The organism is Paenibacillus pseudetheri (genome assembly GCF_924513355.1).
GTDB lineage: Bacteria > Bacillota > Bacilli > Paenibacillales > Paenibacillaceae > Paenibacillus_AQ > Paenibacillus_AQ pseudetheri.
The window spans coordinates 40,092-62,573 of the sequence record NZ_CAKMAB010000009.1 but is presented as its reverse complement, the minus strand read 5'-3'; the positions used below and the strand labels follow the sequence as shown (position 1 = coordinate 62,573).

General features: G+C 38.7%; 29 protein-coding genes and 2 pseudogenes. 17 read left to right on the top strand and 14 right to left on the bottom strand.

Going from position 1 to position 22,482, the window contains the following annotated elements:
• Positions 1–167: 167 nt before the first annotated feature.
• Positions 168–1,223 carry a LacI family DNA-binding transcriptional regulator gene (locus L1028_RS10675; RefSeq protein WP_234533634.1) on the bottom strand — a complete coding sequence of 352 codons (1,056 nt, stop codon included), beginning with the start codon at positions 1,221–1,223 and terminating at the stop codon, positions 168–170.
• Between the two features lie 232 nt (positions 1,224–1,455).
• Here L1028_RS10675 and L1028_RS10670 point away from each other — a divergent pair, with 232 nt between their 5' ends.
• Positions 1,456–2,478, top strand: a complete 1,023-nt coding sequence (locus L1028_RS10670; protein WP_234533632.1) for an ABC transporter substrate-binding protein — start codon at positions 1,456–1,458, stop codon at positions 2,476–2,478.
• A gap of 115 nt (positions 2,479–2,593) precedes the next feature.
• A complete protein-coding gene (locus L1028_RS10665) occupies positions 2,594–4,189 on the top strand; it encodes an AraC family transcriptional regulator (RefSeq protein ID WP_234533631.1) in 1,596 nt (531 codons plus the stop codon).
• A 1-nt stretch (position 4,190) separates the two neighbouring features.
• On the opposite strand, the gene L1028_RS10660 is transcribed toward L1028_RS10665, so the two are convergent.
• Positions 4,191–4,382: a DUF6199 family natural product biosynthesis protein gene (locus L1028_RS10660; RefSeq protein WP_234533629.1), complete on the bottom strand. Its 192-nt coding sequence runs from the start codon at positions 4,380–4,382 to the stop codon at positions 4,191–4,193.
• A gap of 142 nt (positions 4,383–4,524) precedes the next feature.
• On the opposite strand from L1028_RS10660, the gene L1028_RS10655 reads away from it, so the two are divergent.
• The 4 genes and pseudogenes from L1028_RS10655 to L1028_RS10640 all read left to right on the top strand — a co-directional run bounded on the left by L1028_RS10655 (position 4,525) and on the right by L1028_RS10640 (position 6,497).
• The gene (locus L1028_RS10655; RefSeq protein WP_234533627.1) at positions 4,525–4,737 is read left to right on the top strand and encodes a hypothetical protein; all 213 of its coding nucleotides are present in this window, start codon (positions 4,525–4,527) and stop codon (positions 4,735–4,737) included.
• Positions 4,738–4,820: 83 nt separating this feature from the next.
• Positions 4,821–4,998, top strand: a pseudogene (locus L1028_RS10650) (SDR family oxidoreductase); the annotation flags it as partial.
• Between the two features lie 264 nt (positions 4,999–5,262).
• A complete protein-coding gene (locus L1028_RS10645; RefSeq protein ID WP_234533625.1) occupies positions 5,263–5,568 on the top strand; it encodes a hypothetical protein in 306 nt (101 codons plus the stop codon).
• A gap of 200 nt (positions 5,569–5,768) precedes the next feature.
• Entirely contained in the window at positions 5,769–6,497 is a 729-nt protein-coding gene (locus tag L1028_RS10640) for a hypothetical protein (protein WP_234533623.1), read from the top strand.
• Positions 6,498–6,590: 93 nt separating this feature from the next.
• Here L1028_RS10640 and L1028_RS10635 read toward each other — a convergent pair whose 3' ends face one another.
• The 3 genes from L1028_RS10635 to L1028_RS10625 form a co-directional block, all read right to left on the bottom strand.
• Positions 6,591–6,809, bottom strand: a complete 219-nt coding sequence (locus L1028_RS10635; RefSeq protein ID WP_234533621.1) for a DUF2642 domain-containing protein — start codon at positions 6,807–6,809, stop codon at positions 6,591–6,593.
• Between the two features lie 149 nt (positions 6,810–6,958).
• Entirely contained in the window at positions 6,959–7,636 is a 678-nt protein-coding gene (locus L1028_RS10630; protein ID WP_279306848.1) for a DUF1796 family putative cysteine peptidase, read from the bottom strand.
• A gap of 92 nt (positions 7,637–7,728) precedes the next feature.
• Complete coding sequence (locus L1028_RS10625) at positions 7,729–7,977, bottom strand: hypothetical protein (RefSeq protein WP_234533619.1); 249 nt, start codon at positions 7,975–7,977, stop codon at positions 7,729–7,731.
• Between the two features lie 376 nt (positions 7,978–8,353).
• Here L1028_RS10625 and L1028_RS10620 point away from each other — a divergent pair, with 376 nt between their 5' ends.
• Together L1028_RS10620 and L1028_RS10615 are read left to right on the top strand one after the other, a co-directional pair.
• Complete coding sequence (locus L1028_RS10620) at positions 8,354–8,734, top strand: NUDIX hydrolase (protein ID WP_234533617.1); 381 nt, start codon at positions 8,354–8,356, stop codon at positions 8,732–8,734.
• A 49-nt stretch (positions 8,735–8,783) separates the two neighbouring features.
• Complete coding sequence (locus L1028_RS10615; RefSeq protein ID WP_234533615.1) at positions 8,784–9,059, top strand: hypothetical protein; 276 nt, start codon at positions 8,784–8,786, stop codon at positions 9,057–9,059.
• A gap of 213 nt (positions 9,060–9,272) precedes the next feature.
• Here L1028_RS10615 and L1028_RS10610 read toward each other — a convergent pair whose 3' ends face one another.
• Positions 9,273–10,232 carry a hypothetical protein gene (locus L1028_RS10610; protein ID WP_234533613.1) on the bottom strand — a complete coding sequence of 320 codons (960 nt, stop codon included), beginning with the start codon at positions 10,230–10,232 and terminating at the stop codon, positions 9,273–9,275.
• Positions 10,233–10,557: 325 nt separating this feature from the next.
• On the opposite strand from L1028_RS10610, the gene L1028_RS10605 reads away from it, so the two are divergent.
• Complete coding sequence (locus L1028_RS10605; protein WP_234533611.1) at positions 10,558–10,701, top strand: hypothetical protein; 144 nt, start codon at positions 10,558–10,560, stop codon at positions 10,699–10,701.
• Positions 10,702–10,792: 91 nt separating this feature from the next.
• On the opposite strand, the gene L1028_RS10600 is transcribed toward L1028_RS10605, so the two are convergent.
• Complete coding sequence (locus tag L1028_RS10600) at positions 10,793–10,933, bottom strand: hypothetical protein (protein WP_156113100.1); 141 nt, start codon at positions 10,931–10,933, stop codon at positions 10,793–10,795.
• A gap of 289 nt (positions 10,934–11,222) precedes the next feature.
• Here L1028_RS10600 and L1028_RS10595 point away from each other — a divergent pair, with 289 nt between their 5' ends.
• Genes L1028_RS10595 through L1028_RS10585 form a run of 3 tightly spaced genes read left to right on the top strand, consistent with a single transcriptional unit; the run spans position 11,223 to position 15,248 of the window.
• A complete protein-coding gene (locus tag L1028_RS10595; RefSeq protein WP_234533609.1) occupies positions 11,223–13,208 on the top strand; it encodes an AraC family transcriptional regulator in 1,986 nt (661 codons plus the stop codon).
• Positions 13,195–14,244, top strand: coding sequence for a FecCD family ABC transporter permease (locus L1028_RS10590; RefSeq protein ID WP_234533607.1), 1,050 nt, complete (start codon positions 13,195–13,197; stop codon positions 14,242–14,244). The genes L1028_RS10595 and L1028_RS10590 overlap by 14 nt, the downstream gene beginning before the upstream one ends.
• Positions 14,241–15,248, top strand: a complete 1,008-nt coding sequence (locus L1028_RS10585; RefSeq protein ID WP_234533605.1) for a FecCD family ABC transporter permease — start codon at positions 14,241–14,243, stop codon at positions 15,246–15,248. Before L1028_RS10590 ends, L1028_RS10585 begins: the two co-directional genes overlap by 4 nt.
• A 277-nt stretch (positions 15,249–15,525) precedes the next feature.
• Here L1028_RS10585 and L1028_RS10580 read toward each other — a convergent pair whose 3' ends face one another.
• Positions 15,526–15,717: a hypothetical protein gene (locus L1028_RS10580; protein WP_234533603.1), complete on the bottom strand. Its 192-nt coding sequence runs from the start codon at positions 15,715–15,717 to the stop codon at positions 15,526–15,528.
• A 145-nt stretch (positions 15,718–15,862) separates the two neighbouring features.
• Here L1028_RS10580 and L1028_RS10575 point away from each other — a divergent pair, with 145 nt between their 5' ends.
• Entirely contained in the window at positions 15,863–16,108 is a 246-nt protein-coding gene (locus L1028_RS10575; RefSeq protein ID WP_480247740.1) for a YhjD family protein, read from the top strand.
• A gap of 48 nt (positions 16,109–16,156) precedes the next feature.
• Here the strand turns inward: L1028_RS10575 and L1028_RS10570 are convergent, their stop codons facing one another.
• Positions 16,157–16,597 carry a hypothetical protein gene (locus L1028_RS10570; protein ID WP_234533600.1) on the bottom strand — a complete coding sequence of 147 codons (441 nt, stop codon included), beginning with the start codon at positions 16,595–16,597 and terminating at the stop codon, positions 16,157–16,159.
• 339 nt (positions 16,598–16,936) lie between these two features.
• On the opposite strand from L1028_RS10570, the pseudogene L1028_RS31655 reads away from it, so the two are divergent.
• Positions 16,937–17,025: pseudogene (locus tag L1028_RS31655) on the top strand (group-specific protein); the annotation flags it as partial.
• Positions 17,026–17,365: 340 nt separating this feature from the next.
• Here the strand turns inward: L1028_RS31655 and L1028_RS10565 are convergent.
• The 4 genes from L1028_RS10565 to L1028_RS10550 form a co-directional block, all read right to left on the bottom strand.
• Positions 17,366–17,566: a hypothetical protein gene (locus tag L1028_RS10565; RefSeq protein ID WP_234533598.1), complete on the bottom strand. Its 201-nt coding sequence runs from the start codon at positions 17,564–17,566 to the stop codon at positions 17,366–17,368.
• Positions 17,567–17,643: 77 nt separating this feature from the next.
• Positions 17,644–18,030: an N-terminal phage integrase SAM-like domain-containing protein gene (locus tag L1028_RS10560; protein ID WP_234533596.1), complete on the bottom strand. Its 387-nt coding sequence runs from the start codon at positions 18,028–18,030 to the stop codon at positions 17,644–17,646.
• A gap of 27 nt (positions 18,031–18,057) precedes the next feature.
• Positions 18,058–18,231: an Arm DNA-binding domain-containing protein gene (locus L1028_RS10555; RefSeq protein WP_234533594.1), complete on the bottom strand. Its 174-nt coding sequence runs from the start codon at positions 18,229–18,231 to the stop codon at positions 18,058–18,060.
• Complete coding sequence (locus tag L1028_RS10550; RefSeq protein ID WP_234533592.1) at positions 18,228–18,449, bottom strand: helix-turn-helix domain-containing protein; 222 nt, start codon at positions 18,447–18,449, stop codon at positions 18,228–18,230. The genes L1028_RS10555 and L1028_RS10550 overlap by 4 nt, the downstream gene beginning before the upstream one ends.
• A gap of 216 nt (positions 18,450–18,665) precedes the next feature.
• Between L1028_RS10550 and L1028_RS10545 the strand changes: the two genes are divergently transcribed.
• Positions 18,666–20,252 (top strand): ligand-gated ion channel, encoded by a 1,587-nt coding sequence (locus L1028_RS10545; RefSeq protein ID WP_234533590.1) that lies wholly within the window; start codon positions 18,666–18,668, stop codon positions 20,250–20,252.
• 295 nt (positions 20,253–20,547) lie between these two features.
• On the opposite strand, the gene L1028_RS10540 is transcribed toward L1028_RS10545, so the two are convergent.
• Positions 20,548–20,823 (bottom strand): hypothetical protein, encoded by a 276-nt coding sequence (locus L1028_RS10540; RefSeq protein ID WP_234533587.1) that lies wholly within the window; start codon positions 20,821–20,823, stop codon positions 20,548–20,550.
• Between the two features lie 363 nt (positions 20,824–21,186).
• On the opposite strand from L1028_RS10540, the gene L1028_RS10535 reads away from it, so the two are divergent.
• A complete protein-coding gene (locus tag L1028_RS10535; protein WP_234533586.1) occupies positions 21,187–21,906 on the top strand; it encodes a hypothetical protein in 720 nt (239 codons plus the stop codon).
• Positions 21,907–22,233: 327 nt separating this feature from the next.
• Positions 22,234–22,410 (top strand): hypothetical protein, encoded by a 177-nt coding sequence (locus L1028_RS10530; protein ID WP_234533583.1) that lies wholly within the window; start codon positions 22,234–22,236, stop codon positions 22,408–22,410.
• The last annotated feature ends 72 nt before the right edge of the window (positions 22,411–22,482 follow it).

The following is a 22,482-nucleotide window of genomic DNA, read 5'->3' as shown; positions in this document are numbered from 1 at the left end:
TTTCGATTGTGAACGCGCGTTTATTAGTTTCAGAAAAAATTCCCTCGAGGGAAGGGAGTTTTCTCAATGCTTTCATACAGGACAACTAAAGCAGTAGTTTCGATACCGAATCATAGCAGCTTCACGAAAAAATATGTAGATTTCTTCAGTGAAGAGTTGATCCTAAGCTATTTCTTCGGCGGTTGACAGGAATCTCTCTCCACTAAACGAGCTGGAAAGCTGATCGTGCTAAAGGTCGGCTGCTGTGAATCACACAGCTCGATTACTTTTTCTACTGCAGCCTTGGACATTTCATAGATCGGCAAGCGTACAGAGGTCAGCTTAGGCTGAATACGGGATGCTAACTGAATGTCATCAAATCCAGCAATGGAGAGATCCTCAGGGACAATGATTCCGTGCTCGGAGAACGCCTCCATCGCTGATATAGCCATATCATCGTTGGAGGAGAAGAAGGCCGTTGGCAAAGGTTCTCCAGAAGCAAGAAGCTTCTTAACCTCTTCGTAAGCAGTCTCTTTCAGAAAATCACCTTTCAGAATAAATCTCTCATTGATAGGCAGGCCATGCTTCTTCAGTGTATCCTCATAGGCAGTATAACGCTCTCGACCAGAATACGTATTCATTTGCCCACAGATGATGCCGATTTCTTCGTGCCCCAGAGAGATCAAGTATTCAATCGCTTCTGTGGTGCCCTCGTAATCTTTGGAATTCACAACGGCCAGATGATTGCGGTCAAGATGCTCCGACATAATCTCAGAGATATCGTAATCAATTAATACTAGAGGAGAGTCGAGCCCTACCATTTCCCGTACGATATTAATATCCTTCTGAGTGCCGACAATGATACCGCCGTCAATCCGTTTTTGAAGAAAAGCTTGCTTTACCTTGATAAAATCGTCGGGAGAGTACACCGTATGAATCAGTACATAACATCCGCGGGCATTCGAGGTGTCGACTACGGCATCAACGAATGGAGCAAAGTAATTGTTCTGATAAATTCGGGTAGTATTCTCCTTCTCGTTCATACTGATGGCGAAGAGTCCGATCGTATCGGTCTTCTTACCGGCTAAAGCTCTTGCAAAGCTGTTCGGTTCGTACTGATGTTGCTCAATCACCCGCAGTACTTTGGCACGGGTCTCTTCAGGGACGTTGGAATAGTTGTTGATCACGCGGGATACCGTACTTCGGGAAACCCCGGCCAACTTAGCTATATCTTCGCTGCGCATGTTTCCCCTCTTTTCATAAACGCGCGTTTATGAGTTTATTGTAAGTGAAAGCATTGTATAAATCAATCGTAAATAAAAAGAAATTTGTGAAGAAGGGAAGAAACTAGTTAATAGTTTGTATAAGATTTTTGCGGAGAAAGTGCATTGAAAGCTATAAAAGTCATGCTATTATTGTGATAATGATTATTGAGAATGATAATCAATGAAAATATAGCATTGGAGTGAAGGGATAATGGTAAGATGGGGTCGGAAGTTTTTGTGGTCAGCCGTACTTATTATGGCATTGACCGCGCTGGCGGCATGCGGAACGAATAGCAATACTACGAAAGATAACGTTGCTAAAACAGAGAATGCAGGGGAACCAACCTCTGCTAGCAACAGTACGCCAACCGAAGGAAGTGAAAATGCATCAGAAAAGGGTGCAACTCGGACGATTACAGGGGAATTCGGAGATGTTGAAATTCCAGTTAAACCGCAACGGGTAGCCGGGATCTATGTTGAAGATTATTTGAAGGCATTGGGGATTACCCCGGTGGTTCAGTGGTATCATCCAAGCTGGGGCAAGCAGGATTACTTAAATCTCGATGTGCCAGAATTTGATATCACCGGAAGTTTGGAAGCGTTGTTGGAGAAAGACCCTGACTTGATTATTGCGGACGGAGGCGCGGATGCGGCGAGGTATGAACAATATTCCAAGATAGCACCAACTTATCGTCTCCCAGAGGCGGCGCTGCTGGACTCAAGACAAGTGCTTACATCGATTGCAGATGCGCTCGGTATTCCGGAGAAGGCGGAAGCTGTGCTCGCAGCTTATGATCAGAAGGTTGCAGATGGAAAAGCTAAACTGCAACAGGCTCTGGGGCAAGAAAAAGTAGCAGTGATCCGGCTCAACGTAGCGGATAAGACCTTTGCTTTGTTCGGTGTTAAAAACCGTTTTATCGGTGTGATTTATTCTCAATTTGGCCTGACACCCGTGCCTATGGCTGCAGAAATGACCGAATATCAATCTATTATTTCCGAAGAGCTTATTCCTCAGCTCGAAGCGGATCATATCATCGTATTCCCTGACAACGGGGGCTGGGATACTGAAGGGAATCAGGAAGCGATCCAAATTCTTGATGGGCCGCTGTGGAAGAGCCTGCCCGCAGTGAAGAACGGGAATGTTTATAGAATGGAACGTTCCCACTGGCAGACTGGTGCCATCACGGCCAATTCGATGAAGCTTGATGACCTGCTGGAAGCTATGGTGAAATAAACGGCAGCCGCCTTTAAGGAATAGCAAAAAGAAGGTCTATCAGCACCCTTGATAGACCTTCTTTTTTGTTTTACACTGAAGTGAATGAAAATGGTTCTCAATTGGGGGCGGGAGAATGGCAAAAGATTTGCAAGACAGCAATAGAAGGAAGCTATTCTATAGCTTGATAAATATAGAAACCCAATCCCTGTCAGGAAGCGGACAGAGTGAGGTGTTTCAGGATCATACCCTAATCATTGTATCGGAAGGACTGGGGTTTGTTGAGGCTGAGATGAGGCAGTTTCCACTGGAAAAAGGTACTGGGTTCTTGTTCGAACCAGGGCTATTAAGCAAAATCAATGCCGAGGAGCGGGGGCTTAGCTTTTATCGGCTTACTTTTGAAATCATCGAAACCGGGGAAGATAGGCAGAGTGAAATGGAAAGAAGGACGAAAGAGGATATCCTTCGATCTGGTTTGTTAAGCTGTAAACCCTTTTCACAATGTAAATTACTGCTAGAGGCTATCTACCATAGCCGTAAAAGCACAGATGAGATCGAATGGTTCGCAGGCCATACGCGCTTTCAGGAGCTGCTGCTGCTAATCATGCGTGCAAATTCCTCTGTCGTTCAGATCACGGGTGATCATGAGGCAATCCAGCGTTCCATTCACTATATGGAGGAACATTATAATCAAGCTGTAACCGTCGATCAATTGGCTGAAGTTGCAGGTATTACACGTGCGCGTTACACACAAACATTTAAAGAAGTAACAGGGAGGGTTCCCTTGGAGCATTTGAACGGGCTTCGTATCGAAAGAGCGCAGCAGCATCTACTGCTGACGAATGATCGTATGCATGATATCGCGTTATCCGTCGGATATAGCAATGAGTATTATTTTAATCGGCGTTTTAAAAGATCGGTTGGTGTTACTCCCGGCCAATACAGAAGCTTCCATCAGGATGGATTGAGGGTGTTTGCTCCTTTTTTGGAAGATTATCTATTGGCTCTAGATATTACGCCTGTGGCGCAATATTCTCACGCCGAGTGGGGGAAACAAGAGTACTTGGCTCTCCACAATGTGCCTGAGGTAGATATTTCGACTCGTAATTGGCAGGAGCTCTCCCGGTATACGCCCGAATTGATCTTGCTGGATAATGGCTTTCATCGTTGGCATCTGGAGGAGTGCAGCCGGATCGCTCCGTTGTTCAAGCTGCCTGTTCATCAAGAGGATTGGCGTGCCACATTGTATTCCGCAGCAGCGGTCTTTGGCAGAACGGAACGTGTCCAGGAAGTGATCGGCAATTATGAGCATCAGGCACAGCAAGCCAAGCAGCTGCTTACCCGTTCCGTCCATAGTCAGACCATAGCTTGTTTAAGAATCTCAGTCTACGGAATCACTCTCTATGGATGTGAGCATTTGGGGTATACAGGAAGCGTGCTTCATCATGATTTGGGCTTGCAACCCCATAGTTTGGTTCGGAAGTTGACCCGTGGAAAGAATCGAATGAACCTGACAAAAGAAGAGCTTGCCAATCTGACTGCGGATCATTTGTTCATTACCTTTGATCGGCTTGAAGGAGGAGGACGGGAACTACTGGATACACAACTCTGGCGCAGCTTGCCTGCTGTGCGTAACGGCTGCGTATATGAGGTGGATTTCATGGCCTGGATGAATTACGGCGTATTGTCGCATCAGCGTAAGATTGAGGATGTATTAAGAGCGTTAGGATAAGTCAGAAACTAGACCAGATAAAAAAGAGGATAATAAGTGCCACTATACTGCTGACGCGGGTCATTAATAAATAAGCCTCACTCGGCTCAACGTCACCTTTGACCATCCATCCGTATCTCATGTACCATCCGAATCGTGGGAAAAAGATGTTAAGTAGCGCTAACAGAACAAAGAGGAAAATAAAAAAGCCCATGATTTATCACTCCTTTATGTAATGTATACGCGAAACTGTTGGAGGGTGTCCCGATTCATGTGTGAGTTTCCATATATTTATTTAAGCTTAAGCAATATAGACTGATAAAAAATGAAAATTGCTTAAGGAGCGAATAAATCGTATGGAACACACAGGTCTTTTTTTCGGCGGGGGAGTAGGTGTTTTGTTCTTTTTAATTTGGTTGATATCAATTGGCTTGGGAATCTACTTTTTCGTCCTGCTTGTAAAATTGGCACGTAGAGGAATAGTGGCTTTAGATTTATACATCTACGCTAAAAATCGTGAAATACGTACTCGTTATGAGTCGGTTCAAGACAGTTCAGAGGAAATTTAAGGCCATTAAATGATTAATGATACTTAGAGTATGAGATACCCTAGCCACCTTATCAGGTAGTTAGGGTATTTTTGTGGAAATATCAGGTGGTGGGTGGGCAACCAGAAGAAGTGCTGAAGGAGTTCGGTGCGTGCACACCACTTGGTCGTCCGGGACAGCCTGCGGGGAATGGCTCCGGCATATGTATTTCTTGCTAGCCAGGAATCGAGCTATATAAGTGGAGAAACGCTAAATGCCAATGGCGGAACTCCAACCCCATAGAATATTTATTGGAATGTTGGAATTGTAAATACGGAGAATTATTCAAAAGTACCCTACTAATTTTAGCTGTGGGGTGCTTTTGTTTTTATATGGAGAAAGGTGTATTATAGAATTTAATACTTTTTATCCCATTATTTTTAAGGAATATAATCTACAACTGATCAAGATTGTCGAATACATAGATTTCCTGCGATTACCCGAGAAATATTTGAGTTGGTACAAGGTTTAGAGTTTAGTACCATAGAAAGAATTAGGAGCTGTATTATGCGTAAAAAGAAACTAGCAATACTCATCATTTCCTTTGTTCTGATCATGCCGTGTTTTTCATCAGGAGCAGTCTTTGCGGATAAAGGAAACGGAGCTGTAATGGATCGTGGAACAAAGGATAGGCTGATGGAAAAGTATGATCTTGTAGAGCCTGAACTTACAAATCCAAAATCACTTTGGAGCCAAAGTAATTTTGGAATCAGTAACCCTATTGCTATATTTGTAAGTATCAGTAGGTTATATCTGAATCCTTATGTTTTTGTGACGCAAGAAATTGTAAATTGTTTAATTAGAGAAAACTAATGATTTTGTATCTAAAATGAAATTTTGTCTGGCTTATCCTAGACGTTTTTTTATTCACAATCCTCATTAATTTTTTTTAAAGATGCGATAATAATTTATACCGTAAAAACACAAAAAAATATAATAGTAAGTGACTCTTGTACTTCAGAATAGATAGTACTAAGAGGATTAAATACAATCATGTACATATAGGGGGCGCTGTGAAAAAGAATATTGTTATTTTATGCCTTGCATTTGGTTTAAGTGGGCTATTATCTTTTCATACCTTGGCTTTTGAGAGTTCTTATGAAGGAACAATTAAAATGAAGAAACCATTTAGGGCATGGCAAGGTGTTGGATCTGATGGGAAGAACGTATATGTCACCTCAGACCGTTCAGAGAAGTTCACCCTTTCGAATACAGTCTCTGTTTATGATATAGATGGCAACTATATAAAGGAGTTAAAGAGGGCATACATCGGAAAGGACAGTCATAATCGGTTTATGTCATTTGGAGATTGTTATGTTTCTAGTGGTTTTCTATATGCCACAGTCTATAATTTCAATTCAGCACCACCAGAAAATGAACGAATTAGTAGAATAGTCAAGTACAGATTGCCGGATTTAAAACAAGTCCAAGTATTCGATATCGGTGATGGAACTGCAGAATCTTTAGCGAAATTTAAAGGGTTTTTCTGGATAATATATCATGACAAAAATGAGATTAGAAGATTTGATGCCAATTTCAGACTGCAAAAAAGATACTCACTTTCAGAAACATTTGGAGATGAAGGTGGATATCAAGGCATTTTTTTTGATGGTTATTCTTTCAAGTTTATAGAGAGAATTAAACCTCCTACCTATGGAAGTGGGCAAGGTGTAGAGAAGGTCGGGAATTCAATTTTCTGGGTCGATCGTCCTGGTAATCAAATCATTATTCAAAAATTATAAAACCGTATTAGAAAGGAACGTATTAAGTTTCGGTAAAATCGAAGCATCTCTGATAGTAAAAAAGAGCTGTTTCCAGCTCCCATAGTCGTTGATTTATTCTGGCATTATCCAAACGATCTCGCAAATCCGTACAAAAAATCTTCTACCTCGTGTATCTAAAGCTACATGGTCTGGTTTAACATCAACGACACATCCACTGATTCCACCACGAGTGGTTTCAAGAACAACTTGTTTGCCCATTACGCTCTTTAGAGTTTCTACGACATATGCATCGACTGGGTAGACTATAATGGATTGGGGTATTTGGTTCATTTGATGCATTTGATAATTATTCAATGTATTACCTCCCAATATTTTATACGGTATTCTATGCACCTACCCAATTAATGTTCTGGGATATCTTTATGTAGTCTTATACAACAAAAATGACCCAGAAGAGGGCCATTTTTTTATGTGAAATTTTAAGGGTTAGTTACTTGTATATCTTTTAAAATATAATCCCAGCTATCATAATCGTTCATATCATCAGGAAATTCTAATACACAAATATGATTAATATTCCAATTGATTTCTCGTACTGATGTTAATTCACGAACGGGATTAACAATAAGGACATTGAATTCGTTCGGCTTTAATATATCAAACAAAATCGCTTGCAGCTCTACAGCCTGTTCGTATGTGGCGAACCATCTAATGAATAGAATTTTTTTACTGCATAGTAATTTGTCCCAAAATCTCTTAATTCGTAAATCCAGCTTTGCTTTATAAGATGGATAGGTAGTAGACCAATGTTTACCCAAGGTGATTGGAAAATCGTGTACCGAGATAATGTTATAAAAGGTATCCTGAATAAAATATGATTGCACTAAAGCATTCTTGTCCCCATTAGGATAAGCAGGTACTCCATCCTCTAGAAAAAAGTGTGTCTCTTCAAGCATTTGCAGATTTGTTAACTCCATGAAATTCTGAAATCTATTCTTATAAAGTCTGTTTACATCAGTTAATGAATAAGAAATCATCCAGTCGAGAGGCATGGAGAATGTTCTCAAGTTATTTCTTTGCATATTTATAGCAGGAGCACAAGACATACCTAGGCTTACAATTAAATCATAGCACTCCTTTACATCTTGTAGGTTCATGGGCTCACCTAATTTCAATCAGATTCAGGTTCCATTTAATATATATACACCGCTAAAAAAAGAGCAGTAATTTCACTGCTCTTAGAAAAATATTAATGGCGTTGTAGCAGCAAATAGCCGCTAATCCTTGAGGTTTTTTTACGAAACACCACTTTAAAACCAACGTCATTATCTAATAAACAAGCTAAGGCGGTGTCAAGTAGCCCATTGGGTCTTAAGCTAGGTCGACAAGGCTCAGCATTTCCAATGATGCGGACAGAAATAATCCTACGTGCAGAGCCACGAACCAAAGGATTTCTGCTCCAAGTGATCAATACTAAATCAGGCTGACGAGTTGCCATTCTGATCCACCCCTCTTTATTTAGCTTCTCTATATAAAATGCACAATAGATTGTAATGTGCTAAACAGAAGCGGAGTGAGTGGGAGGAAGTAAGGATCAGTGAAATGTGTCTGCGACAAGCAGCCGTTTACTGGTTGGCATTAGCAAATCAGTTGGATATTATCCGAGGAGTGTATGGACTAAAAACGAGAGCACTCTTGTTTAATTTAGGTTTTCAGAATACAATAAAGTAAATTTATGGTATTTTTGAACGGCGTAAACGCAGATGACTACAAGGGAACATATATTCATAACGCCGTACGACTAATCAAGTATTTGATCAAATATCAAGTACTTTTTTATTTTTCATTTATGAGAAGCGAAATAGGGGGATACGATGAGGAAAGGGAAACCGATTAGAAAGAAGGTATACGGATTTATTTTGCAAGACAATGAAGCTGGAGAAAAGACCTTATTAGTTTATCTTAATGTACAAGAAGAAAGTGGACTTAAACAATTTAAATTAGTAAAGAAAATAGGAACACAAAATTATTATAAGGATTATATAGATGCAAATGTCGAAAGACATGACTATCTTCTAATTCTAGAAACAAGATTACCCGAAAAGTGGAGATTCACTGGAGAGGGTGAAGGAGAGGACTGTGGAACTGTTTTTAACTACCAGTGGATAAAACAAGATGAAATACACTTATTAGATAAAGAGTTTAGAGAATATATGTCGGAAAAATACATACAAGAATTGTTCGGAAATGGATAGGAGGTAACGATCATGTCCATTTGATGCTCCTTACTCTGAGGTGATAGATATGAATAATCGTAGAGTATTCTCATTTCTTCCTTTGATCATTTTTTTATTTATAGTATGGTACTTTTTGATGGCAAGTACATCTGCTGTTGTTAATGTAGTGTCAGTAGATAAAAGAGAAATAGTAGTACAAAATATGAGTGGTGATCAAACTACAGTCACAATCCCAAAAGGAATATTTAAGTTAATTAATATAAATGAGGAGTACTTTGTTTCTTATAATAGTAGAATAGGGCAAAAACCTTTTTTAACTTCAATAGAACCAAGTGCTAAATGATTATTGGAAGCAGATTTAAAAAGAATTATTAATAATCCACAGAAGATAAATGGATTATTATCTTGATCAGAGGAGTTGAATTTATGAGCTATTTTGAAAGAGTTAATAAAATATCAAACATTTTATTGCCACAAGAATAAAGTAGTTGTTGAAATCTCAGCATGTATAAAAAATCCCTGCAACCTGGGTGGTTGGCAGGGATTTTGTTTTAATCTAAGAATTGGATAATTTATCTACCTCATCACTAAAAGCATCCATGTACTGATTGAATATTCCTGTATCTAATTTGGTGGTAGCATCATTTGCTATAGGAGGAGTGTCTTGGATTTGCTTGTACATACGATCAATTTCACCAGAGAGCTTAGACCAGATGTTTTTAATTGAATCGTATTTTGTATCCAGGTTGTTGATGTAATTATCGTATTCTAATTTTGTACTCATCGCTTTTCCTAATTGTTCAATTGTAAAATCTATATCTATGGCTTCACCTGTCGAGCTAGTTCCTGAACTTGCATACCAACTAATATCAACAAATCCAACATTCCAAATATCTGAAATGACAAAATTACTAATTTCTTTAAGTGTCACTTCAGGAGACTGTTCGGTTGTAGCTGAATCAGAGGTATTATTTACAGGCTCTTTGAAGAATTTTCTCATTTCGTTAAAGGGTTCTTTATTCTTGTCATTAGACGAATATCCCCAACCAATTTTATCATCCTTAATAAAAATTATAAGTTCACTACTCGAGGACGACTTTTCACCTTTAATTAGGACGATTTTGTCTTTTTCACCATCTTTGTTTGTATAATCAGCTGATTCTATAACTGAAGCGTTCTTAAGTTTGTTATTCTCAGGTGTTTCGGTAGATTCAGTCATTTGAAAAATTGGTTGTACATCAGGAAGTATATTTTCGGATACGAACTTCTTTTTCGCTTCGATATCTGAACCATTCAGGAAAATTTCCACATAATCGAGAGCTAATTTCTCGGATTTTGAAAGTTTCTTCTCTGGCACTGGTGTTGCAGCAGCTGTTTTTGAAGAGTCAGTTGTTGCTTCAGACTGAGTAACTTCTGTAGATGTTGTATTCTTTTCCTCTAAATTTGATTTGGAACTACCACATCCTGTAAGAAGTACAATAGTTGCAACGATACATAAATAAGCCTTTATTTTCAATCTTATATCCCCCTAAATCTGATAGTAAATACTAATTAATTCTACCAGATACAGGAATGGTAATCTATGTATAATGAAACCATTATATTGGATATTCGTATTCCTATAAAATGATGCTGAAAGGTCGTGTGCATGATGGATAACGGGTATTTTGTTGGATGGGGTACATTAGCATTAATAAATGCCGGGTTAGCGCAAGGTAAAAATAGGAGTGGATTAAACTGGTTTTTAATTTCATTGCTTTGTGGCCCATTGGCTACATTTTTTCTTGTAATATCGAGTAAGCTGCAAATTCATTAGCCCATTAATTTCGGGAGGGGATTTTTTGCTGAAAGCACTAAGGCTGTTCGGAGCACTGATTTTTAATGGAGGAGCTACCTATTTTAGAACTAAAGATAAAGTGGCTGCTCTGTCTTCGATTGTTGGGATTGTACTCTTAATATTCTCTCTTACTAAATTTCCTTTTTAATAAAATACCCCATCAACCTATAAAGGTCGGTGGGGCTTTTTTACGTTTTCTTTTTTTCAACCAAGTTATAGTAGGTTGCTGCAGGCTATGCTTATTTCTTTTTCTTCTTTGTGGGTCCGATCTGGCGTCTTACTTTATTGTTCTCATCAACCTCAATAATGTAAATGTCCTTTACTGTACCAGAAAGAGTAAACCATTCACGTAGAGCATCAGCTTCAGTCATTGGTCCCAATATTCGTCTTCCCCTATAACATATAAAAAACACTCCTACTCCTTAGTGAGTTTGCGAAAATGCAATAATGCTCAAAACGATACTCATTACCTATTTTTAACAAATATCATTATTTTATATTAATGCTAAATTATAGGGGATGCAATATTGAGAGATTGTTCCTGTTTAGTTCAAATAAACAGCGATTGACAAAATAGAAGAGCTGCCTAATACTAATTGATAATCATTATCATTGTTTAGGATGTTATAACTTAAATAGATTGTGAAACGGATCGGAGTGAAATGCAAAATGAAGTTGGAAGATCATATTGCCGCATGGAATTATGCTGCCGTGAAAGTGCTGGATATTCGACATGCTGTGATGGAGCCTGGGGACAAGCTGCAAGACTATATATTACCTGCATGTGGATTTATCTACTGTGTGCGGGGTGCGGCCAGCTTGAATCTCAACGGCATAGATTACGACGCAGACCGTCATTTTATTGTGCATGGTGGAAAGGGTATGAGACTAAGCATAGAGGCAGGGAAGATTTTTGAATACTATTTATTATTCTATAGAGCCTCCTTACCAGGAAGAAAGGATTTAGCAAGACTTTTGGAACGAAGCAATCCATTTCGGATGCAGTATGGCTTTGAGTCTTTGGAGCCATTGCCACTGCACTATCAACTAATGGCAATGGAACAACTTTGGGCACAAGGAAGCTTATTGGACAGAATTCAAGTTAAAGGTTTGTTCTATCAGTTTATACATGAATTATTGAAGCAGTTTACAAAGGATGGAATTAACCTCAGGCAACCGGATGTCATTGGGCAGGTTGTCCGTTATATTGAAGTGCATTATCGTCACAATTTATCACTAGAATCTATAGCGGAGCAATTTAATTATAGTCCTCGTCATTTATCAACGCGTTTTAAAGGGGAGACGGGGTTCAGCCTGATAGAATATTTGATACGATACCGGCTTGAACATGCAGAAGAGCTATTACGATGTACCGATGCTCCACTTCGCGATATTGCAGAAGAAGTTGGATATAGCGATGTATATTACTTCAGCCGTATGTTCAGTAAATATAATGGTCAAGCTCCCATCCGATTCCGCAAGGAAAGCAGGCAGGTGAGCTCATCGGAGAATCGTCCATTTACCACCGCCAGATTCTCCATTGGCGAGAACATATCCTCCCGATATAATGTTGTTGAATATGATAATCATTATCATTACCGTTATCATAATAAAATAACCGGAGGGTCTTCACCTATGCGAATAACAAAGACATCAAGTTTTATAGTAGCGATGCTGCTTAGCTTTACCTTGCTTTTAAGTGCATGCGGATCTGCAAACGTTGGTTCTAATGCCACGAATTCTAAGGGATCCAAAGCTTCTGAAGTTACATCATCATCAGCCAATAATTCAATTGCAACTGACAATAACAATAAAGAGGCTCAGACAAGAACCATCTCTACGGTAAAGGGAGATATTGTCGTTCCAGCTAATCCAAAGAGGGTTGTCGTGTTATACCTTCAAGGGGATCTTGTTGCCCTCGGCATTAAGCCAGTAGGTACTTCGAGTGTCTTTGAAGGAGCGGCCTTTGCAGAAGAGCTGGGGGGTATTGAAGATCTTGGCTCATGGTATGAGCCTAATCCAGAGGCTATTATGGCAGTAAAGCCGGACTTGATCATAGCTGCTTCTGAAGAAACTTACGAAATCCTTAAGGATATTGCACCGACTATTCCAATTCCTTATGAAAAAATGGCGACGGATGAACGTATAATGAAGATTGGCGAGGTATTTGGCAAGGAGCAGGAGGCACAAGCTTTATTAGATAATTTCCACGAGAAGTTGGAGAAAAGTAAGCAGAAGCTTGATGAACTTGGAATTTTAGATAAGACAGTAACCATTATCGAGGGCGGCAAAAAAGAGATGGCGGTGATCGATAGCAAGCTTTACGGAAGGGGCTCTCAGATCATTTATGAATATTTAGGACTCAAAGCACCAGAGATTCTTCAGAAGAAGATTGATGGCAGGGAGAAGGCTACTGGAGGGTTTGTTTCCTTAGAGGTGTTACCTGAGTATATAGGAGATTTCGTATTTCGCTCTGTATGGGATGGGGCTGATGATTTGTCGGACAATCCCATTTGGAACAGCATTCCAGCAATCAAAGAAGGTAGATTGATCGAAATTGGGTTTGACTTTTCATATTATTCCGATATCTACTCACTTGATAAGCAGCTAGATTTTGTAGTTGAGAAGCTAGTGTCAGCGTATGAAAAAAAATAGAAAGCTAGATGATAGAACAACTGTTATTCCTAATTTAAGAGGGAAATCGTATTTCGGTCTGTTTTTACTCCTAGGGATATTGCTGCTGCTGTTTTCAGTGGCAGCCTCTATCTCTTTTGGCTCTGCTTCCATGAGCCTGAAGATAGCATGGACAGCGATTTTTAATTTTGATCCTGAACTGACCGAGCATCAGATTATTCATGCCCTTCGTATTCCGCGTACGGCGGCTGATATTATTGCTGGTATGTGTCTCGCGGTAGCAGGAGCGGTTATGCAGGGCTATACGCGAAATCCCTTAGCAGATTCCGGATTAATGGGAGTAAATGCAGGAGCAGCTCTTGCAATGGCCGTTACACTAGTTTTTCTTCCAGGGCAACTGCAGACAACAACCTTGCTGGTTAGCTTTATTGGTGCAGGACTTGGTGCAGGATTAACGTATCTTGCCGCTTCATTGAATCGTTCAGGAATGACACCTCAACGATTGGTGCTAGCTGGAATATCAATTACAATGCTATTTGGAGCTGTGGGATCATTTATCTCATTAAACTATGGAATTGGTCGTGCACTTGCTTATTGGACTTCGGGTAGTGTGGCTGGAGCAACATGGATGGAAATTAAGCTAGTTATTCCTTGGTTCTTAGGTGGACTGGCTTTGTCATTATTCATTGCACGCTCTATCACTGTTTTAAACTTGGGGGAAGAGATCGCGAAAGGTTTCGGGCAACGGATCGTTCTTGTTAAGATGATAGCTACGCTTGCGGTCCTTTTACTAGCGGGTGTAGCTGTTGCACTTGTAGGGCCAATCGGCTTTGTAGGGTTGATTATACCGCATATTATGCGTTTTTTTGTAGGTGTAGATTATCGTTATATTATTCCGGCATCAGCCATTTACGGCGGCGCACTTATGGTTGTGGCGGATATCGCGGGAAGGCTGATTAATCGTCCGGCAGAGACAGCACTGGGCATTATTTTTGCAATGATTGGTGTTCCTTTCTTCTTGCTAATTGCGAGCAAAGAGAGGAGAGCCTTCAAATGAATGTTGTTAAATCGCATAAGGCTTCAATATGGATTCTATCTCTCATAATACTGCTTATTGCAGGAGCTATTCTTAGTCTTAATATGGGAAAGGTATCTCTTAATCCACTTGAAGTATTTCAAGTATTACTTGGACAAGGTCCAGAGGAGCATAATCTCGTTGTTTATAAGTTTCGTCTTCCTCGGATCGTATTAGCGATACTTGTTGGATTTGGGATGGCACTGGCAGGTGCAGTTATGCAAGCGTTGCTGCGTAATGATCTGGCTGATCCCGGCATGCTTGGTATTAGCTCAGGTTCAGGTCTTATGGTGTTGCTGATGATCTCAACCGTAAGCATTCAAGGCACCGCTATAACATTATTACTGCCGTCTATGGCATTCTTAGGTGGTTTGCTGGCAGCAGCTCTGATCTATATTCTAGCCTATAGAAAACGTCGTATGATTTCTTCTACACGACTTGTCTTGACTGGTGTTGCGATCAATATGGGGTTTAGTGCGCTGTCGTTATTCCTGACTTTAAAGCTTGATGACCAGAAGTATGAGTTTGCGCAGCGTTGGCAAGCTGGATATTTATGGGGGGACAAGTGGTCTTATATCAGCTTGTTGGCACCTTGGGTATTGCTGCTATTCGCATATATTCTTTCCAATTTCAGGACATTGAACGTCTTGGTGTTAGGCAACGACATTTCGATAGGATTAGGAGTCGCTGTAAAGCAGAAATTTTTGCGACTGGCGATCGCGGCTGTAGGCATTGCTTCTGGCTGTGTAGCGCTCGGGGGCTCGATCTTTTTTATTGGATTGATTAGTCCGCATGTGGCTCGCAAGCTGGTAGGTCACGACTACAAAGTACTTCTACCAACTTCAGCGCTTATTGGTGCACTATTGCTGCTTGTAGCGGATACGATTGCTCGGACGGTCAGCTTTAAGTCGGATATTCCCGCAGGGATTATTGTAACAATGCTGAGTGTGCCTTACTTTCTATATCTATTGATGCGTTCAAAATAGATAAATATCGGGGTTCTTTCTAACATATAAAAAGACTTCTTTTTGGGTTATTGCCGCGAGCCCATATGGGGCTTTTAAAAAACAAAAAAACCGCGAAAATCCTTGTATATTCAAGGATTTTCGCGGTTTTTAAATTCCTCTTTTTGGACTTATCTTATGCTATCATGCAATCACAATGCTTGGTGTACCAAGTAGAATTACGACAGAGTGTGAGTAGAACAGTGTCGCAGTAGAAACTGCTCATTAGAGAATTCTGAAAAGAGGCTGTTATGTAGGCTTAAAATTTTTCGGGTTTTGTAATTTTAATTGCGGCGATTTCTCCGCACTTTTTACAAAATGTATATATAACCGGGGAGCCTAAAGTAAAAAATTTACCGATTGGCATTACTCTAGCATCCACAGCGTTCACTTCACCTTTAGCAAAGGTAGTACTTCCACAAGCTTTACAAGTTAAGTTTTCTTGATTCATAATAACCATCCTCAAAAAAATATTTAAAAATTAATACGAATTATCCCAAAGATAGGTTTCATTATTAAAAAGTAGTAATGAATAGTACGAAGATACGATCATTAAGGGAGTAGGAGTATTCCTACTCTCACAAAGGTTATGACGAATCAGACGCATACAGCGCAAGATCGTGCAAGATACCTATCGACTGCAGAAAGAGCTGAAGCAGCGGAATATAAAAATGTTGGCGGATGAGCAAGACGAATTTATCACGTATTACAAAATCTTATGCTGGGGTTATCAGGAACGCTTTGGACTAACCCGTGATGTAATGCGCATCGAAATTAGCTTAAGATTGACTAAATATACTAATGAGCTCGGTGGGATTCTTAAAGGTCATCTAATGGGATGAAAAAGCATCCCCGAAGTTTCCGGGGACACTACTTTGAACGATTGTTATTTATCCATTACCTGCTACTGCAATCCCACTAAAACTTCGTGCTCCTAGAGTTGCAGTTCTAATGGCTGATGCAATGATAGTATATTGAATTTGGCCTGCAAGCACATCACTAGCCGGTGGGAAGTCTACAGCGGTTATTCCTACCATTTCATATTGGGTCACTGTATTATTAATGTTTCCTGGGTAGGTTGTACTAAAGATTAATACATTGTTGCGGTAAATGCTAAAAGTAACATCGTTTTGAACTATAACGCTAACATCAACACTAAGCCTTACATAAGCATTTAATGTGACTCTTACTAAGTGTGCATTTGCAGGTGTAGCACTTGAGGTTTGGAGTCCAATGTCACCGAAAATTGCACCCGAACGGACCAAATCAATACCAGGTGTATCCACTACACTAGTCTGTGAGATGCGCATATCCAAAAACTGAATACTCATTAAATACACCTAACCTCTCTTAGGAGATAATATATTTTATGAGAGGAAGGATCGAATGCTTGTGCATATTCAAAAAAATTAATAGGTCCGGTCTGGATAAATAAAACCCGTCAGTGAATATACTGGTGGGGTATTTTCGATATCTGTTAGAATTATATTTCTTTTATTTTCCTTATTATTCTGAACTGTATAATTAAAACGTAGGTTCATTATTACTCAAGGAGTTGGAGTGAATGGTTGATGAAAATAATTTAGTTTCTATTAACATCGATAAATTAAAAATATTATCAATCTGCAGAGGAAAAATTTAGGGAACTCCTTGAAGACCTGGATAATAAGTATGTGTTTTGGGATTCTGCTGAGCTTAAAAAACGAACTATGAGTTGGAATACTATTCAAGATACATTTTCTTTGATAAAAGGTTTCCAAATGAATAATCATTTATTTGAGGTAAGTAGAGAGAGGCTTGGTAGATAGGATTTTGATTCCTTTAAATAAAAATATGCCCTGCCAGTAAGATCTAGCTGTCCGTATTTATAGTACTCTAGATGAGCTTTTTTTTCACAATGTTTCCTTCTGTCTCAATGGGGTGTTACAATACAATTAAGCAAAAAACTAATTAAGCGCATCATACAAAGATGGACAAAAAAGCTTGCTTAATGCTCTTTAAACATATTTTGTTCAAAAATTATAGTATATAACTAACTTTTAAAAAGGATTTGGTTGACCTCTGCTTTTTCAACCAGTTTACTGAATGAACGGTTAAGGTTACGGGGAGATACTGGAGTACCATATTACCAAATCATGATCCTGGTAAATGTGCTTATCTCCGATCTTCTCCTCATTACAACGATGCTTAAGCGTCCTCAGAGCTGTAACGGTCGTAATATCGATACCGATGGACCGTGTTCCAGCATCCGTTTTAGCTCCCGTCTGAAAAGTTTTTCCATCATGGCTTAGAATCTGCACGACAGAGATAGTCCGCTTGTCCAGGTCAACATCCTTCTAGCGTAGGCCAAGAACTTCACCTTGCCGCATGCCGGTAGTCAATGCAAGTAGAAAGGGTAATAATATCGGTCATTGGCTGCTGACTGGAGAAACTTATGTGATTCTTCCTCTGACCAATAAAGCATTTCTTTTTTCTCTGCTTTCGGGCGTTTTACGGCCAAAGCAGGACTCTTAATAATCATGTCGTGTCCAGCAGCTTTATTTAGAGATTCGTTGATGATGGAGTGGACCTTCTGAATATTCACATAAGAGAGTTTCCCAGATTCAAAGAGTTCATTGTATAAATTTTGAATATGGCGTGGCTTGATCTCTCCGAGTTCTAAATCGCCTAGAGTTAGTAAAATATGATTGTTTACCAACGCTTTGTACATCTTAAGAGTACTCTCTTTGACACTGGTCTTCTTGTCGTTTAAATGATCCTCCATGAATTTGCTATACAGTGTTTTAGAAGCTTATAAATCAAGGCCACCCTTCAACTGGCTGAGTAGTTCACGTTCAGCTTCTTCAGCGTCTAGCTTGCGCTTGAAACCTCTACGTTTAATACGCTTGCGATCTTTGCCCACACCATCCTCAATGACAAAATACCATTTGTTTTTCTTCAGCGAATCATCTTTGAATGCAGTCATATCTTCGTTTCAACCTCCTGTCGAAACTCTATAATTTCACTTAGACTCTCGCATTCTAAAGCCTTACATAGTTTATCTAAAGTCTCCAAATCTATACGCTTAGCTCGACCGTGATAGAGCTCAGCTACCGTATTACGGGCTAATCCGGTTTTTTCAATAATATCAGATATCTTCAGACGCTTACGTCCCATAATCTCACTTAATTTGTTTTCAATCACGTTATCATCCTCCTAATGATTAGTGGATATAGAGGTTTATGGGAATGATCAAGAAGTTATTATAATATATAGCTTGATAAGAAAATTGTTGTGAATAATAAGAATACTCTTGATAAATAATAACTAAAAAAGATTATTAGGAGTGATTCAGCGATGTCTTATTGTCAGGGTCTTATGGAGGAATGTAATAAAATTCTAACGCAAAGTAACGGGATCATGAATAGAATTATTCGAAATGAAAGTGAAACGTTACACACCAATCTTATCAGTTGGTTTGAGCAGTCGAGCTATGAAGACGTGAAAAAAGAAACGGAAAAAGGATTTAAATTTAAGTTTACAATTCCCATTAAAGGTATTCCAGTTCCTTTTGATTTTGGCGGATCAGACTCTGAGGAAAAATTTAATGAACTTAAGGGTCACATAAGTCGTAAAGAGGTACAAGAAATGAGCATGTCTAGAACTGTTGAGTTTCTGCAAGAAAATATAAGCCCTGATATAGTTCGTGCTTGGGAGCAAACGATGGCAAGGGTGTTAACGCATTGTTCGGCTGTTTTTTTTCCTGATAACCCCGGTCCCAATGATCGAACTGACCAACCTGACCGAAATGACCCAACCGGTTCTCCTGTAGTTGTTAAACCCATTTATGGTCTGCAATATACCATGACCAATGAAGGGGATTTAACAACAATTAAAGTTTATTATCTTCCTACAGGAGCAAATGATTCGTATCCTACAGTTGAGTCTTTCCGAATTATTGGTGGAGAAGTTATTAGTGGTCAACTTGAAGTTGGTAAAGTGATAAGCGATGAGAAAACGATCACAGTAAGGCAAGTATCCAATGGTGATGCCATTTTGTTAATCGCCACAGATAAACAGGATTTGGATATCCATTTTACTACAAATGTATTAGATGCTCTTTTTTTAAGGGTTTTTATCCATGCATTAGATATAACACCATACTCGCATGTTTATAAAAAAGAGTTACCAAAAGGTTATAAAATAATTGGTGGAGGATACAATATCGGTTTTGGTAGAGGTCAGTTTGGTCAAACAAGTTGCATACCAACATCATCTTACCCCTCATCACGTAATACTTGGACTGTTAAATTCTCAAGTAAAATTGATGAAAACACTAGTGATCATAAGCAACGACTCTATCTATCTCTTATCACTGTATATGATCCGCATGATCAGTGGGATATAAAGATATTTAATAAAACTGTTCGTAGAGAGGATGGACTCACATGTTCACCAGAACCAGATTATTTACTTGTAGGTGGTGGAGTAGAGTTAAAAATAATAGGAGGAGAGTACAGCTCAGAGCAATTAAATAAAGAAGACTACAGAACTGGGTTGATAGCTAATTTTCCAAAGGATCAATCTACTTGGGAAATTAAACTTAATGGAACTGATTTGGAGAGATTAGGCAGTTGGGATTTAACTGGGTATTGTATAGGGATTAAAAAGAATGGGAGTATTGAGAACTACGTTAAAAAGCAGGAGCATAGTACACAAGTGAATTTAACAGATAGAATATTTTTCCCATCAGCTGGAGGGGTTGAAATAAATAATTCAGAAGATAGAAACACGTATATCATGACATCAATAACAGCCCTAAATACAAATGGGACCCCAACTGATACTTCGATTCCTCTAGGTTGGGTTGGATTCCCCAAAATGGGAAATACAGCAATAGACACTTCAGTTTCTATCATAGGCGTTAGACACTCTGATATTGAAGTACTTCCAATGATTAATGATCCAGATATACCGGTAGGGGGAGGTCCCATGCCTATTAGGTAAAATAATCTGCACGCATAAACAAAGTTTGTACCAATGAAGCAATCCAATACTAACGTCATTGAAAATGATATAAAAAAGAGCTAAAATATTTCTAAAAAAATAATAGAATCTTATCAGCCATTAGATTTTTGATCAGTTATATTAGTAGTGTAGGAAATCAAGAAAGAGCAGCACCCGACATAAACCAGTACCTGTTTGACGGCGATAGGTAGCCAAGAGCGTAAAGCCTACAAAGAGTCGCAAGGGTATCATTTGCGGGATAGCTGTTCTTTTTGTTTTCTATTAAAGAGAAGGATTATTTTGATTCCTCAATTTTCTTAAGAGTATTCCGACGAAAAATACTAGAATCGTATTTAACAAAGTAATCAGATTCTTCATTCAACTTGCTTGTATCAAATCGAGAAGGGACGTTTACCTTAGTTTTTTCACCCAATTGATTTATTAAAACAATACTGTTTTCTTTAATCTCGGATACACTAACAATTGCTACTGTACTGCGGGAATTGTAACCATACACAAAGAACAAGATGATACAGGAGAGAAAAATAAGTCCACTTTTATTTATTTTCATTACTTCCCACCTCTTTAACCTAATGATACAACAAAGGCAATAGGATTACACTTGAGCAAGGTATTATATGTGTGGTTGATGTAACGGTAGCACCTCGGCTGGTAACGGTCGATAGTGGAGGTTCGAATCCTCTTCTATTGTTATTGAGCTATTACTCAGCGTGTATTGTTTCTATCATTCACGAATAGATAAGAAGCCGCTCCTTTTGGAGGTACAGAGCAAAGCTATGTTTCATGCAAACATAGTCATCTATACTGATGCTGGATAATCATAAAATAATTGATGTTTTCTGTAATTATTTGTATGGGAAATTTAGTTTTTTCTGATAGAATTGAGCTTACTTTGATATAAAGGGGTTATGCAATGTTGCAGCAGGTACTGAAGCGTTTTAAACGGTTAGCAAAAGAAAAGCCTTTGTTTTTCCCTCTTCTTATTCTTGCATCTTTGTTTTTTAGTTTCTACTTTATTTTTAATGTAAGGGCAAATATATGGATATCACTTATATTATATTTTCTAAGTTTATCAATTCTTTATTTTGACGATTTAGCTACTGAGAAAATACGTGGAATAATTGTTGTTCTTACGGTGCCTTCGGTTATTATATTTACTTTTATAGCTGGAAGTGTTGCCTTTATAATTCAGGGAGATTTCGAACCTTTGCAGTTGTTTTTCAACAAATTTTTGTTGGTGTTCTGTTTTGAAGAGGTAGTCTTTTTCTTAGTGATCCATTTGAATGTGATAAACCATAGTATAAAAAAGAAATGGAAAGTAGCCCAATTAAAAAATAAGGTTAGTAGAGAAGATGATAAGAAAAAAATTGAAGAGCATCTAAATAAAATTAAAACAGCTTCTGCATACGTAGCACCGATATTCACAATTCCGAGTATTATTTATAAAGCTCTTGAAATAATTCTTCCAAGCTTATTCACAAAAGATCAAAGTGCTACGAATATTCATCCTGCCGATCCTTTGCTATTGGTATTATATATTTTTACTTTTTCCTTACTCGTTATGACTGTATATCGCGCAGTAATTGATCATCTTCTCTTCAATTTAAAATACAGTGATAAATATAAAATTTAAAAATTGAAACATAGTAACGAAATAATAATTATTATAAGTTGGTAGCATACGACTTTGTGTTATAGCGACAGAATCAAGCGGGTTGATAGGTAAGTTAGAGATTTGGAAGCAGTAGACTCTTGAGGGATTTAATGGAATAAGGGGGTTATTTTCCAAGCGTCGAATTATGGCGGTAGGAGGTTCTTTATGGCACAGTTAAACAATGACGAACTTTTAAAATGAAAAAAAGAAATTGAGGCTGAATTAGCGGACTCGACTGAGATTGATGCCCTGCAAGAAGAAATCAACAAAATGTTCACCCGTCTCCAGGTTGTTAGTAGAGTGGAAATGAGACTGATCGGAACACCTGAACATTCTGATTTCATGGAATCATTTGTACAACCGATACAACGAGCATTCAATGAAAAGAATGCAGAACTTTCAAGAATTCAAAAAGAGCAATGGCAGCGCCAAATAATGCTGGAAAATATTAATGAAGAAATCAGCATAATGCTACAAAGATAAGGCACCCTAACAGGTGCTTTTCCTTTAGTTGAGTTGCAAATAAAGGAATCAGTCACCTAGTGTCGAAATTTG

What these genes read in the sequence shown, in the direction of transcription:
- L1028_RS10580 (WP_234533603.1), bottom strand. Translation starts at nt 15,717, where the DNA reads ATGAATCAAGAAAACTTAACTTGTAAAGCTTGTGGAAGTACTACCTTT.
- L1028_RS10545 (WP_234533590.1), top strand. Translation starts at nt 18,666, where the DNA reads ATGAATAGAATTATTCGAAATGAAAGTGAAACGTTACACACCAATCTT.
- L1028_RS10635 (WP_234533621.1), bottom strand. Translation starts at nt 6,809, where the DNA reads ATGAACCAAATACCCCAATCCATTATAGTCTACCCAGTCGATGCATAT.
- L1028_RS10655 (WP_234533627.1), top strand. Translation starts at nt 4,525, where the DNA reads ATGGAACACACAGGTCTTTTTTTCGGCGGGGGAGTAGGTGTTTTGTTC.
- L1028_RS10530 (WP_234533583.1), top strand. Translation starts at nt 22,234, where the DNA reads ATGAGACTGATCGGAACACCTGAACATTCTGATTTCATGGAATCATTT.
- L1028_RS10660 (WP_234533629.1), bottom strand. Translation starts at nt 4,382, where the DNA reads ATGGGCTTTTTTATTTTCCTCTTTGTTCTGTTAGCGCTACTTAACATC.
- L1028_RS10590 (WP_234533607.1), top strand. Translation starts at nt 13,195, where the DNA reads ATGAAAAAAAATAGAAAGCTAGATGATAGAACAACTGTTATTCCTAAT.
- L1028_RS10570 (WP_234533600.1), bottom strand. Translation starts at nt 16,597, where the DNA reads ATGAGTATTCAGTTTTTGGATATGCGCATCTCACAGACTAGTGTAGTG.
- L1028_RS10615 (WP_234533615.1), top strand. Translation starts at nt 8,784, where the DNA reads ATGAATAATCGTAGAGTATTCTCATTTCTTCCTTTGATCATTTTTTTA.
- L1028_RS10670 (WP_234533632.1), top strand. Translation starts at nt 1,456, where the DNA reads ATGGTAAGATGGGGTCGGAAGTTTTTGTGGTCAGCCGTACTTATTATG.
- L1028_RS10585 (WP_234533605.1), top strand. Translation starts at nt 14,241, where the DNA reads ATGAATGTTGTTAAATCGCATAAGGCTTCAATATGGATTCTATCTCTC.
- L1028_RS10625 (WP_234533619.1), bottom strand. Translation starts at nt 7,977, where the DNA reads ATGGCAACTCGTCAGCCTGATTTAGTATTGATCACTTGGAGCAGAAAT.
- L1028_RS10540 (WP_234533587.1), bottom strand. Translation starts at nt 20,823, where the DNA reads ATGAAAATAAATAAAAGTGGACTTATTTTTCTCTCCTGTATCATCTTG.
- L1028_RS10560 (WP_234533596.1), bottom strand. Translation starts at nt 18,030, where the DNA reads ATGGAGGATCATTTAAACGACAAGAAGACCAGTGTCAAAGAGAGTACT.
- L1028_RS10665 (WP_234533631.1), top strand. Translation starts at nt 2,594, where the DNA reads ATGGCAAAAGATTTGCAAGACAGCAATAGAAGGAAGCTATTCTATAGC.
- L1028_RS10555 (WP_234533594.1), bottom strand. Translation starts at nt 18,231, where the DNA reads ATGACTGCATTCAAAGATGATTCGCTGAAGAAAAACAAATGGTATTTT.
- L1028_RS10645 (WP_234533625.1), top strand. Translation starts at nt 5,263, where the DNA reads ATGCGTAAAAAGAAACTAGCAATACTCATCATTTCCTTTGTTCTGATC.
- L1028_RS10675 (WP_234533634.1), bottom strand. Translation starts at nt 1,223, where the DNA reads ATGCGCAGCGAAGATATAGCTAAGTTGGCCGGGGTTTCCCGAAGTACG.
- L1028_RS10620 (WP_234533617.1), top strand. Translation starts at nt 8,354, where the DNA reads ATGAGGAAAGGGAAACCGATTAGAAAGAAGGTATACGGATTTATTTTG.
- L1028_RS10630 (WP_279306848.1), bottom strand. Translation starts at nt 7,636, where the DNA reads ATGAACCTACAAGATGTAAAGGAGTGCTATGATTTAATTGTAAGCCTA.
- L1028_RS10535 (WP_234533586.1), top strand. Translation starts at nt 21,187, where the DNA reads ATGTTGCAGCAGGTACTGAAGCGTTTTAAACGGTTAGCAAAAGAAAAG.
- L1028_RS10595 (WP_234533609.1), top strand. Translation starts at nt 11,223, where the DNA reads ATGAAGTTGGAAGATCATATTGCCGCATGGAATTATGCTGCCGTGAAA.